Annotated in this window: 10 protein-coding genes; 2 read left to right on the top strand and 8 right to left on the bottom strand. The window is 63.6% G+C overall.

Annotated elements, in window-relative coordinates:
* The first annotated feature begins 9 nt into the window (after window positions 1-9).
* Entirely contained in the window at window positions 10-2,823 is a 2,814-nt protein-coding gene (locus ACF8MI_RS05940) for a dermonecrotic toxin domain-containing protein (RefSeq protein ID WP_060499111.1), read from the top strand.
* Here the strand turns inward: ACF8MI_RS05940 and ACF8MI_RS05935 are convergent.
* The 8 genes from ACF8MI_RS05935 to glnE form a co-directional block, all read right to left on the bottom strand.
* The gene (locus tag ACF8MI_RS05935; protein ID WP_104833576.1) at window positions 2,784-4,226 is read right to left on the bottom strand and encodes a lipopolysaccharide kinase InaA family protein; all 1,443 of its coding nucleotides are present in this window, start codon (window positions 4,224-4,226) and stop codon (window positions 2,784-2,786) included. The genes ACF8MI_RS05940 and ACF8MI_RS05935 overlap by 40 nt on opposite strands.
* On the bottom strand, window positions 4,226-4,978 hold the full coding sequence (locus ACF8MI_RS05930) for a lipopolysaccharide kinase InaA family protein (RefSeq protein WP_060499113.1): 753 nt from the start codon (window positions 4,976-4,978) through the stop codon (window positions 4,226-4,228). Before ACF8MI_RS05930 ends, ACF8MI_RS05935 begins: the two co-directional genes overlap by 1 nt.
* A complete protein-coding gene (locus ACF8MI_RS05925; RefSeq protein ID WP_016714545.1) occupies window positions 4,975-5,709 on the bottom strand; it encodes a lipopolysaccharide kinase InaA family protein in 735 nt (244 codons plus the stop codon). The genes ACF8MI_RS05930 and ACF8MI_RS05925 overlap by 4 nt, the downstream gene beginning before the upstream one ends.
* On the bottom strand, window positions 5,709-6,515 hold the full coding sequence (gene rfaP, locus ACF8MI_RS05920; protein ID WP_200929001.1) for a lipopolysaccharide core heptose(I) kinase RfaP: 807 nt from the start codon (window positions 6,513-6,515) through the stop codon (window positions 5,709-5,711). Before rfaP ends, ACF8MI_RS05925 begins: the two co-directional genes overlap by 1 nt.
* Window positions 6,512-7,636: a glycosyltransferase family 4 protein gene (locus ACF8MI_RS05915; protein WP_392517435.1), complete on the bottom strand. Its 1,125-nt coding sequence runs from the start codon at window positions 7,634-7,636 to the stop codon at window positions 6,512-6,514. The genes rfaP and ACF8MI_RS05915 overlap by 4 nt, the downstream gene beginning before the upstream one ends.
* Window positions 7,636-8,694 (bottom strand): lipopolysaccharide heptosyltransferase I, encoded by a 1,059-nt coding sequence (gene waaC / locus ACF8MI_RS05910; protein WP_392517434.1) that lies wholly within the window; start codon window positions 8,692-8,694, stop codon window positions 7,636-7,638. The genes ACF8MI_RS05915 and waaC overlap by 1 nt, the downstream gene beginning before the upstream one ends.
* Window positions 8,695-9,744: a lipopolysaccharide heptosyltransferase II gene (waaF, locus tag ACF8MI_RS05905; RefSeq protein ID WP_060499117.1), complete on the bottom strand. Its 1,050-nt coding sequence runs from the start codon at window positions 9,742-9,744 to the stop codon at window positions 8,695-8,697. It lies immediately after the preceding gene.
* Window positions 9,745-9,946: 202 nt separating this feature from the next.
* Window positions 9,947-12,880, bottom strand: a complete 2,934-nt coding sequence (glnE, locus tag ACF8MI_RS05900) for a bifunctional [glutamate--ammonia ligase]-adenylyl-L-tyrosine phosphorylase/[glutamate--ammonia-ligase] adenylyltransferase (RefSeq protein WP_060499118.1) — start codon at window positions 12,878-12,880, stop codon at window positions 9,947-9,949.
* 383 nt (window positions 12,881-13,263) lie between these two features.
* On the opposite strand from glnE, the gene aceE reads away from it, so the two are divergent.
* Entirely contained in the window at window positions 13,264-15,909 is a 2,646-nt protein-coding gene (aceE, locus tag ACF8MI_RS05895) for a pyruvate dehydrogenase (acetyl-transferring), homodimeric type (protein WP_060499119.1), read from the top strand.
* Window positions 15,910-15,915: the final 6 nt, after the last annotated feature.

Genomic DNA, 15,915 nt, shown 5'->3' with positions numbered 1-15,915 from the left:
GCCCCCTCAATGAGCCTGCAAAACTTCATCGCTTTCGACCTGCAACTGAGTGCGTTGCTTGACTCGCCGCCCAGGCCGGACACCGCCCTGCCCCTGTTCAGGGCACGCCAGCAATACTTTGCCGACCTTGCCGACTACTGGCTTGCCAGCGTCGCCCCTGCCGAATGCCGTCGGGCGCTCATGGCCAGGTTGCTGCGCCAGCAACTGCTGGCGCAGATCGCACTGCGTATCGATGACCACACCTTGGGCTCGAACCATGCCGAGCTGATCGCGTACTGCGTCAACCAGCCACTGCCGTCGCAGCGTCAGCACCTGCCAAGCGCGCAGCGCCCGCAGGTGTATCGGCCCGTTCTGGACATTACCACGCCCAACTGGCGAAGCTATCTGCCCGGCGCTTTCGTGATCATCGAAGGCGGCCCCGAGGGCAGCATGCCCGACCCACTTAAGCCCGGCGACTACGCGGTGCTGTATACCCTGTCGCACGGGATCGAGGCGTTCGACAACCTTGGCGACTTGCACATCGAACTGTGCGAACGCCTGGATGATGTTTACCAAAGCCAGCCGCTGCTGCGGCACATGGCAAGCGACCACGAGCGAGACCGGGCACGCAACGCCGAGCGCCTTCGTTACGAGTGGTTCAACGACGACATAGTCCAAGCCCAGGCCCAGGTATTGATCGATGGGCAACGGGCCGCGCTGACCCACATCTGGCAGGATGCCGCCCTACAATCGCCGGTGGACTGGGCGACGCTTGAAGAACGCCTGAAGAAGGCTGCCGATGTACTGCCTTGGGCCGACAGCCGCTCGGCGCTACAGACCCGTTACGGCCTGTTGCTGGAACGCAATTCACCGGCGTGGCTGAAAAACGCCTCTGTGCAGGGGCTTACGCACATCATGCAGACCCTGCAGGAGCTGGTAATCGCCATTGATCGCGCAGCGGCGCCCGGTATTCTGAGCCACGAGCAATTCCTCGACCGCAACGGCCTCCTGGCCTGGACACGTGACCGCTTGCGCGCCTTGTTGAGCCAACGCTATCAGCTGGATGTCGACCCGCTGGACCTGTTTGTCAGCGTCACCATGGCCCGGCAAACAGGCCCGGTACCCTTCCCTGGCGTCAACAGCGCCTGGATCCCGGTGGCCAGTCGGCCACAGGTGGGCGAAACCATCGAACTGGTCCGCCAGACCTACCGCCTGGATGAGCTGGCAATGGTCAACATCGGTTTGCTCGACATCGATTACTGGTTGACTGCCAGAGTGCATGACAAGAACGACACCGCCGTGCCCGGTATCACACCCAGTCAGGTCAAGCAGATAGTGCGGGAGCTGGACGTGGGCCAGAGCTACAGCCAGTATTTGCGCACTCATCTACTGACATCGCCGCAAGCGCAATGGCGGCGGGACAGCTACGTGGCTATAAGCTCTGCAAGGATGCGTGCCGAGTTGGCCAAGGCGCGTTACGCGGGGCACTTACTGGAAGACCCATTCGAGCGCGGTTACAGGTGGGCGACGACGGTGCTCGACCACCCGCACAGTCAGGTACGCCAGCAGTTGAAAGTACAGCGGGTTAGTGCGCGACAATTACTGATTGGTGGGCATACGCTGCAAGGCGTAATGCTGGTAACGCCTGATACCCCAGGTTTAACGCGGTTTCTCGCCTACACACCGGACGCACCCGATCGCCGTTCCTGGCGCGAATTCAGAAACGCCCGGCACATGCTCAGGACACTGCGTGACAAACCTGGCCTGCGCGAGTACGTAAAAGACCGCCTTCCGTTTACCGACCGCAAGCAGATCGAAAACTGGCTGACCAAGGGTGGCCTGGGGGCCGAAGTACAGCGCCCGCGGATCACGGGCGACTTTCAGCAGGCCCGATATCTGGCGGAAGTGAGCGCAAGCCTTGCGGCCGTCGACGCCAGCACCAACACCAAACGGGAACTGCTTGGCGAGCTAAGCCTGCACGCCTTGTCGATACTGCTGGATATGATCAGCCTCGCGCTGCCAGCTCGCGCACTGGTTGCGCTGGCGCTCGGCCGCTCGATATTGTCATTGATCGATGCCGGGAAGGCTTTCAAGGAGGAAGACCGAATAGGCACGTTGAAACACATTGTCGAAGCGTTCACCCACGCCAGTGACGCAGCCAACAACATTGGCGGAACAACCGTGATGCGCCGGGCCATCCGGGCGATGCCCACTCCGCCACCCTTGAAATTGCCGCCAGCAGCAGCAGTGCAAGTGAACAGCGACAAATTGCACTATCGGGTCGATGGTATCCACAAGGAGGGCATCTACGAACAGCGCTCGCCCTACCCTGGCGTGTCTTTCTACTACATCAAAGATGCTGCTGGCACGAGCTACCAGGTAGCGTTCGACGGCTACCGCTGGCGGGTAGTGGACCCGCGCATGCCGGACGCCTATACCAAGGTGGCGGTCAAACGCCGCGAAGATGGGGAGTGGGTGGTGGACTCGCCGGTGCTGTGGTACGACGGGCTGCCAGACCTGCAAGCACTGTTAGAGGGCTGCCAACTGCCCGGCCAGCCGGCCGGTATCAGGCAGGCCGGCATAGACGGCCTGTATAAAATGGACCAGCAGCTGTACCTGCTCGCCGGCACCCATGCCTTACCGCTGCGCCCGCACCTACTGGTCAACCACTACCACTTGCAGATACCTCGGCAGCCGCACAGCAGCAGTACGGCGTGGGCCGTACTGCGCTGGCAGGATAACCAATGGCGCATCCGCGTGCGCCAGGCCGGGCGCAGCAGTGACTGGTTGGCGTTACCGGCCAGTCACTCGGTCAGCCGCGGCAGCAGCTTGTCCAGCCGCTGATGCAGGGCACTGCCACTGGGCCAGTTACGCAGCAGCCGTGCCCGATCACGGGCATAGGCCGGGGCAAAGCTGAGCTGGGTGGCGTGTTGGCACATGGCGTCGAGGTCGATCAGCGACCAGCGGCCTTGGTCCCAGAACAGGTTGTGGCCTTTGAAGTCACCATGGCTGATGCGTTCGCGAATCAGCTGCTGCATCACCTGCACCAGGGCGTCGATCTGTTCTTCGGGGGCATCGCCACTCTCGACGTAAGGGGCAAAGCACGCGGTCAGGTCCGGGCCATCAACGTACTCGGTAACCAGATACGCGCGGCTACGCAGGCCCATCACCCGCTGCTCCAGCACCGCCAACGGGCGCGGCGTGGCAATATCGAGGAATTCCAGGCGGTGGCCTTCGATCCACGAATGCCAGGCACGGCTCGGGCGCCAGAAGCGCTTGAACCAGTGCGCGGTGTTCTTGATGTTGTAGCGCTTGAGCACCAGCTTGCGACCCTTCACCTCGATGCGCGCCACACTGGCGGCGCCACCGGTCTTGTACAGGTGGCCCTCGTCGATCAGCGCATCGGCCTGCTCCAGCACCGGCTGCATGGCGTCGACTTCGTTGCGGCGGATCGCCTGCAAGCCCGAGAGGCTGCGCTGGACGCTGAACAGGCTGCACTCGCGCCCGGCCTTCTCCAGATAGTCCTTCTGCCGCCAGTTACGCACCTTGTCCACCTGCTTTTGCAAGGCTTCCAGCGGCAACGCATGCTCGGCGTTGGCCAGCAAGTAGTGCACCAGCAATTCTTCGATGAACGGCTCCAGCCGCTTTGGCAACTGGGCGAAGAATACCCCTAGGTTTTCCAGCACACGCGGACGTGACAGCTGCTGGCCAGGCGTCTCGGCCTTGATACCGGCGCCGTCGATCAGGTACAGCTTACCGCCGTGGCGCAGCAGGTTGTCCAGGTGCAGGTCTTCCTGCCAGAGGCCTTGGGCGTGCATGTGTGCGACAGCAGTAAGCGCTTCACCCAGCACGAGGTGTTGTTCGTCAGCCAGCACTGCCAGGTGTTCCACCGCCGACCAGGCATCGGCCAGGCTTTCGGCGCCGTCGAGGAATTCAAACAGCAGCCAGCCACCCTCGCCTTCCTTCAGGCCGTCAGCCAACAGCTTTGGCGTGGTCAGGCCTTGCTCGGCCAGCAGCTTCACACCTTGCAGTTCGCGCTGGAAATGCCGGGCGGCGTTACCGCCCACCAGCAGCTTGGCCAGCACCGGGGTACCGCGCCACACACCGGCGCCAACATAGCGCTGGCCGGGCAGCACGCGCAGCAGGCTGAGCAGTTGCAGCTCGGCGCTGCCGGCGGCATCCGCCAGGGTGATGCTCAGGGGCAACAGCGGGTTGCGCCCGGCATCTTTCAGTTCAGACAAGCGCATCAGCGGGCCTCTTTGTCACGACGGCGTTGCGTCAGGCGTTGCAGCCAGGTGTCGACCAGTGTGCTGTCAGCCGGCTGCGCCAGATAGGTCGCCAGCAGCGTGCGCACATCGGCCTCGCTCCAGGCCCGGGCGCGGCGCAGCAGCGGCTCCAGGTCCTTGAGGCGGTCGCGCATGCCGAACAACAAAGGGCGGGTCTTTTCCAGGTCGATCAGTTGCGCGTCCCAGCCATCACGGCGTTGGCGCAGGAAGATGTGCTTGGGGTAGAAGCAGCCGTGCACCTGGCCGGCGCTGTGCAGGGTGCGCGCCAGTTGGCCGCAGGCCTGCAGGATACCGGTGCGTTCGCCATCACCTAGCTGCGGCCACTGGGCCAGCAGGCTGTCGAGGTCGGCCCACTCGTCCAGGGCACGGGTCATCAGGATGGCCCGGTGCTTGCCGCCTTGCTTGCGCTCGCCATAGAACACCGCCTGCAAGGCCGGGATGTGCAGCTTCTGGTAGCGGCTGATGTTGCGAAATTCTCGCGCGAAGGTCGGCTCGCCGAACGGTCGGTGCAGGGTGCGGGTCAGGTAGTCGCTCTGCCGCTTGAGGTAGTAGCCCTTGCCTTCGAGTTCCAGGCGGAACACGCTGCTCCAGCCGCCACGGCCCGTGTTGGGTTCGTCCACGGCATCCAGTTGCAGCGCCCACAGCGCCTCGAAGTCGTCCAGGCCATGGCGTTTGAGCAGCGCGAGGTCCGCGCTGGCCAGGTAATCGGTCATTCCCTTCCCTCGAAAAAGCCCAGCACCTGGCGAATGCGCTTCTTGTCACGCACATTCAGCCGGTCGCGGCCACGGTATTGCAGGTAGAAGCGCAGGCGCTGGGTGGCCGACAAGTGGTATTTGGCCACTTTGTCCAGGCAGGCCAAGTCCTTGATCATCCGGTGCCGCCACATGAAGCCGCGCCAGAAGTCGCCGGTAGGGCAGTCGATGAAGAATAGCGTGCCCTGGTCATCGACCAGCAAGTTGCGCCATTTCAGGTCGTTATGGGCAAAGCGGTGCTCGTGCATCACCCGGGTATGGCGCGCCAGCTGGCGGCTGAGGTGATCGACCCAGGCCCGGTCGGCCAAACGTGCATCGTTGCGTTCAGCCAGCGCCGACAGGTCTTCGGTGCGCGGCAGCTCGCGGGTGATCATCGCCCCACGGCCAAAGGCCAGGCCATTGCGCTCAAGCCCCCACGCCACCACTTCGGCAGTGGGAATACCCCACTTGGCGAACTGCTTGAGGTTCTGCCATTCGGCCTTGATGCGTGGCCGGCCCAGGTAGCGGCGCATGTGCTTGCCGGCCCCGGTGTAGCGTTTGACGTAGTAGTTGACGCCGTCACGCTCGATGCGCACCACCTCGCTGAGCGGGTCGCGGGTCAGGCGCTCGCCCTGGAGGGCAAATACCGCATCGAGGCTGCCGAAGTCCGCCGCCAGGTGTTCATAGCCCGGCGCCAGTGTCCAACCCGCCATCAGAGTGCATCCCCATAGCGTTGCTTGCGGTCGTAGAGTTTCTGCGCCTTGCGGTCCAGCCAGGCGAGCAACCGGGCTTCGTCCTTCAGGATTTGCCGCAGCGGGCGCTGGAAGTAACCCCGCAAAAAGCGCAGCTTGTCGCGCTGGGTCAGGCCGATGTCCAGCGCCGAGAAGTACAGCGCGGCCAGGTCCTTGTCGCGCCAGCGGCGGCTGATTTTCGCTCGGGTCTGGGCACGGTGCAGGTCGATAACCGACAGTTTGAAGTCATCCGCCGTCACCGGGCGGTCGGTGTGCAGCAGGAAGTGGCAGATGTAGCAGTCGCGGTGGTTGACCCCGGCGCGGTGCATGCCGCCGGTCATTTTCGCCACTTCGGCGATCAGCGCGCGCTTCAGGCGTGGCGTGGGCGGCTGCTTGATCCAGTCGATGCTGAAATCTTCCAGGCTGATGGTCGGCGCCAGTTCCTCGGTGATGATGAACGAGTGCTGCGCAGCCGGGTTGCTGCCGCGCTCGCCATAGGCGACTGCGGTCATCGTCGGCACGCCCACCTCGTGCAGGCGCTGGATGGCCCGCCATTCCTGGCCGGCACCGAGCACCGGCAGCTTGGCGGTGAACAGGTTCTTGAAGATCTCGCCCCAGCCGATGCCGCGGTGGATCTTGACGAAAAACCCTTCGCCCTCCACCTCGGTACGCAGCGTGCGGCGCCCTTCCAGTTCGCGATAGACCTCGCCTTGCAGCGCCTCGACGGCGTCGAAGGCATCCCGCCCGGCCCACAGGCGTTTGAAGGGCTCGGCCACTATCAGCTTCATGCGGTTTTCTGCCCCAGGATCACGTCGGCAGCATGCTGCGGCATGCTGTACAGATCAGCGGTTTCAGCGAACGCCAGGCCGTTGCGCGACCAACTGGCGCGGGCCTGCGAGTCTTCGAGCATGCGCTGCAGGTAGCCATTGAGCTGGTCCTGTTCGAACGGCTCGTCCAGCACCAGGCCGCAGTCGGCCTCGGCAATGTAGTGGGCGTAGCCGCACACCTTGGACACCAGCACCGGCAGGCCGGCCACCAGCGCTTCGAGCAGCACCGTACCGGTGTTCTCGTTGTAGGCCGGGTGAATCAGCAAATCGGCACCCAGCAGGAAGCGCGGGATGTCGCTGCGGCCCTTGAGGAACTGCACCTGGTCGCCCAGGCCCAGGGTGGCGCTTTGCAGCTGGAACACCTTGGGGTCGTCCTGGCCGATCACCATCAGCTTCGTGCGTTTGCGCAGGGCCGACGGCAACGCGGCCAGCGCCTTGAGGCTACGGTCCACGCCCTTGGTCTTGAAGCCCGAGCCAATCTGCACCAGCAGCAGGTCGTCATCCCCCAGGTTGAATTCCTTGCGGAACTCGGCGCGGATCTCGGCGGCATTGGCCGGCGCACGGCGGTCCTGGGAAATGCCCGGCGGCAGAAGGTGGAAGCGTTCCACCGGGGTGCCATAGTGCTTGATGAACAGCGGCTGCTGCACTTCGGAAATCATCAGCACTTCGGTGTGGGCGTCCTTGGCGAATACCGCACGCTCGTACTCGACAAAGTGCCGGTAACGGCCCCAGCGGCGGTACAGGCCGCCACGCAGGGTCTGCGCCTTGTCTTCGAAGCAGCCGTCGGCGGCGTAGTACACGTCCAGCCCTGGCATCTTGTTGAAGCCGATCAGGCGGTCGACCGGGCGCTTGGCCAGGTCGGCGGCCATCCAGGCGCTGAGCTTCTCGTTGCGGCGGTGGTTGAAAATCGCCTTCACCGGCGCCACCAGCACTTCAAAGCCCGGCGGAATGTCACCTTCCCAGATCAGCGTGTACACACGGATCTGGTGGCCCCGCTTCTGGCATTCCAGGGCAATGCGCATGAAGTCGCGCTGCAGCCCGCCGAAGGGGAAATATTTGTAAAGCACGAAAGCCAGTTGCATCAACGGACATCCTCAGCCAGCAGCAACGCGCTCAAGCGGCCCGCCACATGCTCGGGATTCAGGCGAGTGAAGCACAGCGGCCACTCGCGTTTCAGATCGAACCGGCGCAGGTCATCGGCGCTCGGTTCGTAGGTGCACTTCTTCTGCAGGCAGGGCGCGCAAGGCCAGTCACTGGCCTGGTGAATCTGGGTCCGTCCGTAGGCGCCAGTCAGGCCCGGGTTGGTCGGGCCGAACAGCGAAATGGTGGGCACATCGAGTGCTGCGGCCAGGTGGCCAAGGCCGGTATCGACCGCCACGCAGGCTTTTGCCGCTGCCAGCACGCGGGCAACGCCAGCAAGGTTCAATTTGGGGAGTACCTGGCAGTTGTTCAAGCCCTGGGCGATGCGCTCGGCGCGCGCCTTCTCGGCCGGGTTGCCCCAAGGCAGACGCACTTCCAGCTTGCGCCGGCCCATGCGCTCGGCCAGTTCGCGCCAGTAAGCTTCAGGCCAATGCTTGGTTGCCCAGGTGGTGCCATGCAGGAACACCACATAGGGCGCAGCCGGCGGCAGCTGCAGGCGGTCCAGGTCCAGGCCGTAGTTGCCGATGCCTTCCGGCAGGTCGTAGGCCAGGGCCATGGCGAACAACTGGCGCACCCGCTCCACCGCATGCTGGCCGGTGGCAACCGACAGGCGCCGGTCATAGAAGCGGCTGGCCCAGCCTTCGCGGGCCGAGTAGCGGTCCAGGCCGGCGACCGGGGCCTTCACGTAGCGGGTCAGCCAGGCCGACTTCACCAGGCCCTGGGCATCGATCACCAGGTCGTATTTGCGTTCGCGCACACGCTGCTTGAACGCCTTCCACTCGCCACTCTTGAGGGTTTGCCAGAGGTTCTTGCGCCAGCGGCGGATGGCCACCGGGATAACCTGGTCGACCGCCGGGTGCCAGCTGGGGATTTCGGCAAAGCCTTCTTCAACCACCCAGTCGAAACGGATGCCCGGGATGGCATGGGCGGCATCGGTAAGCGCCGGCAAGGTGTGGATCACATCACCCAGCGACGAGGTCTTGATGATCAGTACCCGCACTTAGTCGACCTCAGCCACGGTATCGATCAGGTCCGGCCCGCTCAGGCTGTGCAGGGCGGCAATGACTTTGCCCGGCTCCAGCAGACGCAGGCAGTTGTAGTGGCCGAAGCGGCAGGTACGGTCGAAACACGGGCTGCACTCGATGCCGGTGCGCACCACTTCCACCTGGTCGGCCAGCGGCGGGGTAAACCCGGGCGACGTCGAGCCGTATACGGCCACCAGTGGGCGGTTCAGCGCGGCGGCCACATGCATCAGGCCGGAGTCGTTGGACACCACGGCATGGGCGCAGGACATCAGGTCGATGGCCTCGGCCAGCGAGGTTTCGCCCGCCAGGTTGGACGACTCTTCACGAAAACCCGGGATCAACCGGTCACGGATCTGCTCACCGACCGGGTGGTCTTTCTTCGAGCCGAACAGCCACACCTGCCAGCCCTGGCGGATCATCGCGTCGGCCACGGCAGCGTAATGCTCGGCCGGCCAGCGCTTGGCCTCACCAAACTCGGCACCTGGGCATAGCGCCAGCACCGGGCGGTCCAGTTCCAGGCCGAACTTGGCCAGCGCGGCTTCGCGGCTTTGCGCTTCGATCTGCAGGCTGGGGCGCGGGTACGGCTGCGGCAGCTCGGCACCGGGCGCAAAGGCCAGGGCCATGAAGCGCTCGATCATCAGCGGGTAGCGGGCCTTGTCCAGCTTGCGCACATCGTTCAGCAGGCCAAAGCGCATTTCGCCGCGCCAGCCGGTGCGTTTGGGGATACCGGCGAAGAACGGCACCAGGGCCGACTTCAGCGAGTTGGGCAGCAGGATGGCCTGGTCGTACTGGCCGGCCAGGGACTTGCCGATGCGCCGGCGCGTGGCCAGCTCCAGCGCGCCGTGGCCGAGCGGGAAGCTCAAGGCCTGGCGCACCTCGGGCATGCGCTCCAGGATCGGCCGGCTCCACTCGGGGGCCAACACGTCGATCACGCAGTCGGGGTGCTGCTGTTTCAGGCACTGGAACAGGGTCTGCGCCATCACCATGTCGCCGACCCAGCTGGGGCCAATGATCAGTATTCTCATGCTTAGTCCAGAAACGCTCGGGGAGGCTACAGACTGCGGTACAGCCTGGCCTCCCCTCTTTATATTCAGGCTATGTGGCGGACAGTGTACCACTCACATGGCCTATTCGCGGGCAAGCCCGCTCCCACAGGTACTGCACTGCTCTCAAGGCTTGTGCTGTCCCCGTGGGGGCGGGCGTGCCCGCGAAGAAGCCAACGCGGTATCAGCTCAACCCCAGCTCACCCCAGATCCGCCGCACCTCGCGGCGTTCATCGGCAAACTGCGCCGCGTCGATCACACCGGCCTGCTTCTGCAGGGCCTGGCGGTGCGAGGCCGAGCGGAACGCCTTGTACACTTCACGCAACAGCACCGCGTCACTGGCCGGCATCAAACTCGCCTGCTCCAGCTCTTCCAGAATGCGGATGTTATCGGTCCATCGGAGTATGGCCGGGTGGTCATGGGACCAGGCCAAAGCAGCGTATTGCACCATAAATTCGATATCGACGATACCGCCGGCATCCTGCTTGATATCGAAGGGCACACCGGCCTCGAACGCGTTAGCCGCAGTGCCCGCAGCCGTAGCCTTGGTCCCTAGGTTGTCACGCATCTTGGCGCGCATTTCACTCACTTCGGTGCGCAGTTTTTCCAGGTCGCGGGCCTGGCCCAGTACCTTGGCGCGCACGCCTTCGAACGCGGTGCCGACCTGTTTGCAGCCCACCAGCACGCGGGCCCGCACCAAGGCCTGATGCTCCCAGGTCCAGGCTTCGTTCTGCTGGTAGCGCTCGAAGGCGCCCAACGAACTCACCAGCAGGCCGGCAGCACCGGATGGGCGCAGGCGCATGTCCACGTCATACAGTTGGCCCGAGTTGGTCTGGGTGGTCAGCAGGTGAATGATGCGTTGGCCCAGGCGCGTAAAGAACTGCGCACTGTCGATGGGCTTGGCGCCGTCGGTTTCCTCTTGCGGGTCGCCGTCGTGGATGAACACCAGGTCCAGGTCCGAGCCGTGCCCCAACTCCAGGCCGCCGACCTTGCCATAACCAATGATGATGAAACCTGGGTCGCACAGGCTGCCGTCGCTGCGCTTGGGCTGGCCGTGGCGGGCCACGGTCTGGCGCCAGGCCAGGGCCAGTACCTGGTCGAGGATGGCTTCGGCCAGCCAGGTCAGGTAGTCGCTGACTTTCATCAACGGCAGGTTGCCGCTGATTTCCGAGGCGGCCACGCGCAGGCTGTGGGCCAGCTTGAAGTGGCGCAGCGCTTCCATCTGCTGCTCCAGGTCATCCTCGGGGATGCGCGTCAGGCGTTCACGCAACTCGCTGGCCAGCTCTGGGGCCAAGGGCGGGCTGAACAAGCGGCCTTCGTTAAGCAGTTCGTCGAGCAGCAACGGGTACAGCGCAATCTGTTCGGCAATCCACGGGCTGGCCGCGCACAAGGTCAGCAGACGGCGCAGGGCACCCGGGTTTTCGGTCAGCAGCACCAGGTAAGCCGAACGCCGCGCCACGGCTTCAACCAGCGGCAGCACACGTTCCAGCACCAGGTCAGGGTTGTCGTGCTCGACCGCCTGGGCCAGCAAACGTGGAATAAAGGCGTCCAGCCGCTCACGGCCAATGCGCTGCATCGACCGCAACTGCGGGCTGGAGCGCAGCCCCGCCAAACGCCGCAAGGCTTCAACAGGCTCCTTGAAGCCAGCCTCTTCCAGCTGCCGGCCAGCGGCTTCTTCATCCTGCGCCTGTTCCCACAGTGGCGACCATTCGCCCCCTACCACCAGTTCGCCTTCACCGTCTTCATCATCCGGGTCGGCGATCACCTGGCGGAAGTGCCAGTCGATACGGCCACGCCAGTAGGTCAACTGGTCGTGGAAGCTCTGCCAGTCGGCAAAACCGAGCATGTAGGCCACCCGCGCCTGGTCGGTCTCGCCCTCTGGCAACATTTGCGTCTGGCGGTCGGCAATGGCCTGGATGGCGTGCTCGGTATAACGCAGGAACTCATAACCCTCGCGCAGCTCGGCAACCACCGCCGGCGGCAGGTAACCCTGGCCTTCGAGGGTGGCCAGCACCTTGAGCAACGGCCGTTGCTGCAAGCTCAGGTCGCGCCCGCCGTGGATCAGCTGGAAAGCCTGGGCGATGAACTCAACCTCGCGGATACCACCGGCACCCAGCTTGATGTTGTCGGCCATGCCCTTGCGCCGCACTTCCTGCTGGATCAACTGCTTCATGGTGCGCAGGGCTTCGATCGCGGAAAAGTCCAGGTAACGGCGGTACACGAACGGGCGCAGCATCTCCTGCAGTTGCGCGCCGGCAGCCTGGTCGCCGGCCACCACCCGCGCCTTGATCATCGCGTAACGTTCCCAGTCGCGCCCCTGGTCCTGGTAGTACTGCTCCAGGGCATTGAAGCTGAGCACCAGCGCGCCGGCCGAACCATAGGGGCGCAGGCGCATGTCGACGCGGAACACGAAGCCGTCGACGGTCACCGGGTCCAGCGCCTTGATCAGCCGCTGGCCCAAGCGGGTGAAGAATTCCTGGTTTTCCAGCGAGCGCTTCACCCCTTCGGTTTCGCCGCCTTCGGGGAAGCCGAAGATCAGGTCGATGTCCGACGACAGGTTCAGCTCCACCGCCCCCAGCTTGCCCATGCCCAGCACCACCATGTGCTGCGGCTGGCCGCTGCGGTTGCCGATGGGCGTGCCGAACTGCTGGCAATGGCGCGGATACAGCCATTGGTAGGCTTCGTCGATGGCGGCATCGGCCAGGTCGGACAGGTCGCGGCACGTCTCGCTCAGTTCGGCCTGGCGGGTGATGTCGCGCCAGATAATGCGCAACTGCTGGCGGTTGCGCTCGCGGCGCAGGTTGCGCGCCAGCTCATCGTCGCTTTGTGCCGCCTGGGCGGCCGCAGCGATGTGCCCGCGCAGCTCACCCGGTGCATAACGGCGCTCTAGCTCGCCACTGGTCAGCAGGCCGAACAGCATGGCCGGCTCGCGCTGGGCCAGGCCCAGGACAAAATCGCTGGCCGCGGCCACCTGGTCGAATTGCTGCCGGTGCAGCGGGCTCCAGGCATTCAGGTCGAGCTCGGGGTGAGCCGCTAGCGCATCGCGGAGGAATTGCTGGTTGCGAGCGACCAGTGGCTGAAGTATGGCGGGCAGATCGGACGGCAAAGGCAGGCGCATGGTCTATCCTTGATCGGCGTGAAATAGAGGGGAAAAAGCGGCCAAGGGGAAGCCGGACCACGGTTGGACTGTCGTACAAAAGTTGGAAATAGCTGAAAAAAACGAAAACTTGGCAACAATCATCAAGAACCACCCGTTCGCGACACAATGCCAACCAACATGAACGTTTTTCCTCACAAGCCAAGGTGCGACCAAACGTCGCACAAATGTAGTTTTACTACTACTCGTGTCGTGTAAAAGCATGAAATGCGAAAGCAAATGTAGTAAAACTACAACGCGCCGGAAGACACCCCGGTAATCCAAGAATTCACGACGTCTGCCCATAAGGCCAGTCGCAACTTCAGGCAATCGATTCTGGTTGCCTTTCCGCCCTGGAGCAAGCCATGCAAGACCTCGATCCAATCGAAACCCAGGAATGGCTGGATGCCCTGGAGTCGGTCCTCGACAAAGAAGGCGAAGACCGCGCTCATTACCTGATGACCCGTATGGGCGAGCTGGCCACCCGTAGTGGCTCCCAGCTGCCGTATGCGATCACCACGCCATACCGCAACACCATCCCTGTCACCCACGAAGCACGCATGCCTGGCGACCTGTTCATGGAACGCCGCATTCGCTCGATGGTGCGTTGGAACGCCCTGGCCATGGTCATGCGCACCAACCTGAAAGACTCGGACCTGGGCGGACACATCTCCAGCTTCGCCTCCAGTGCCACCCTGTACGACATCGGCTTCAACTACTTCTTCCAGGCCCCGACCGAAGAACACGGCGGCGACCTGATCTTCTTCCAGGGCCACGCCTCCCCAGGCATCTACGCCCGCGCCTTCATGGAAGGCCGCATCAACGAAGACCAGATGAACAACTTCCGTCAGGAAGTGGACGGCAATGGCCTGTCTTCGTACCCGCACCCATGGCTGATGCCTGACTTCTGGCAGTTCCCGACCGTATCGATGGGTCTGGGCCCGATCCAGGCCATCTACCAGGCCCGCTTCATGAAGTACCTGGAAGCGCGCGGCTACATCCCGGCCGGCAAGCAGAAAGTCTGGTGCTTCATGGGCGACGGCGAGTGTGACGAGCCGGAATCCCTGGGCGCAATCGCCCTGGCCGGCCGCGAGAAGCTGGACAACCTAATCTTCGTCATCAACTGCAACCTCCAGCGCCTCGACGGCCCGGTTCGCGGCAACGGCAAGATCATCCAGGAACTCGAAGGCGTTTTCCGTGGCGGTGGCTGGAACGTCAACAAGGTTGTCTGGGGCCGCTTCTGGGACCCACTGTTCGCCAAGGACACCGACGGTGCCCTGCAGCGCCGCATGGACGAAGTCATCGACGGCGAGTACCAGAACTACAAAGCCAAAGATGGCGCGTACGTTCGTGAAAACTTCTTCAACACCCCAGAACTCAAGGCCATGGTCGAAGACCTGTCCGACGACGAGATCTGGAAGCTCAACCGTGGTGGCCACGACCCGTACAAGGTCTACGCGGCGTACCACCAGGCGGTCAACCACAAAGACCAGCCTACCGTCATCCTGGCCAAGACCATCAAGGGTTACGGTACCGGTGCCGGCGAAGCCAAGAACACCGCGCACAACACCAAGAAGGTCGACGTCGACAGCCTGCGTCACTTCCGTGACCGCTTCGACATCCCGGTCAAGGATGCCGACCTCGAAAACCTGCCGTTCTTCAAGCCGGAAGAAGGTTCTGCCGAAGCCAAGTACCTGGCCGAGCGCCGTGCTGCCCTGGGCGGTTTCGTGCCACAGCGCCGTGCCAAGAGCTTCAGCGTACCGACCCCGCCACTGGAAACGCTGAAAGCGATCCTGGACGGCTCGGGCGACCGCGAAATCTCCACCACCATGGCCTTCGTGCGTATTCTGGCGCAGCTGGTCAAGGACAAGGAAATCGGCCAGCGCATCGTCCCGATCATCCCGGACGAAGCCCGTACCTTCGGTATGGAAGGCATGTTCCGCCAGCTGGGCATCTACTCGTCGGTCGGCCAGCTCTACGAGCCAGTCGACAAAGACCAGGTGATGTTCTACCGCGAAGACAAGAAAGGCCAGATCCTCGAGGAAGGCATCAACGAAGCCGGCGCCATGTCGTCGTTCATCGCTGCCGGTACCTCGTACAGCTGCCACAACCAGCCGATGCTGCCGTTCTACATCTTCTACTCGATGTTCGGCTTCCAGCGCATTGGCGACCTGGCCTGGGCCGCTGGCGACAGCCGCACCCGCGGCTTCCTGATCGGCGGTACCGCCGGCCGTACCACCCTGAACGGTGAAGGCCTGCAGCACGAAGACGGTCACAGCCACATGATGGCGGGCACCATCCCGAACTGCCGCACCTACGATCCAACCTACGGCTACGAGCTGGCGGTGATCATCCAGGACGGCATGAAGAAGATGACCGAAGAGCAACAGGACATCTTCTACTACATCACCGTGATGAACGAATCCTACCAGCAGCCAGCCATGCCGGCCGGTGTCGAGGAAGGCATCATCAAGGGCATGTACCTGCTGGAAGAAGACACCCGCGAAGCCGCGCACCACGTACAGCTGATGGGCTCCGGCACCATCCTGCGCGAAGTCCGCGAAGCGGCGAAGATCCTGCGTGAAGAGTTCAACGTCGGTGCCGACGTGTGGAGCGTCACCAGCTTCAACGAACTGCGCCGCGACGGCCTGGCCGTGGAACGCGCCAACCGTCTGAAGCCTGGCCAGAAGCCACAGCAGACCTATGTCGAGCAGTGCCTGAACGGTCGCAAAGGCCCGGTCATCGCTTCTACCGACTACATGAAGCTGTTCGCTGAACAGATTCGCCAGTGGGTGCCGAGCAAAGAGTTCAAGGTCCTGGGTACCGACGGTTACGGTCGCAGCGACAGCCGCAAGAAGCTGCGTCACTTCTTCGAAGTCGACCGCCACTTCGTGGTGCTGGCTGCCCTGGAAGCCCTGGCTGACCGTGGCGAGATCGAACCCAAGGTTGTTGCAGACGCTATCGTCAAGTTCGGTATCGACCCGGACAAGCGCAACCCACTGGACTGCTGAGGAGTA

Origin of the sequence: Pseudomonas sp. yb_9 (genome assembly GCF_043103635.1) — a bacterium.
Lineage (GTDB): Bacteria > Pseudomonadota > Gammaproteobacteria > Pseudomonadales > Pseudomonadaceae > Aquipseudomonas > Aquipseudomonas monteilii.
This window is presented reverse-complemented; position numbering and strand designations above follow the sequence as displayed.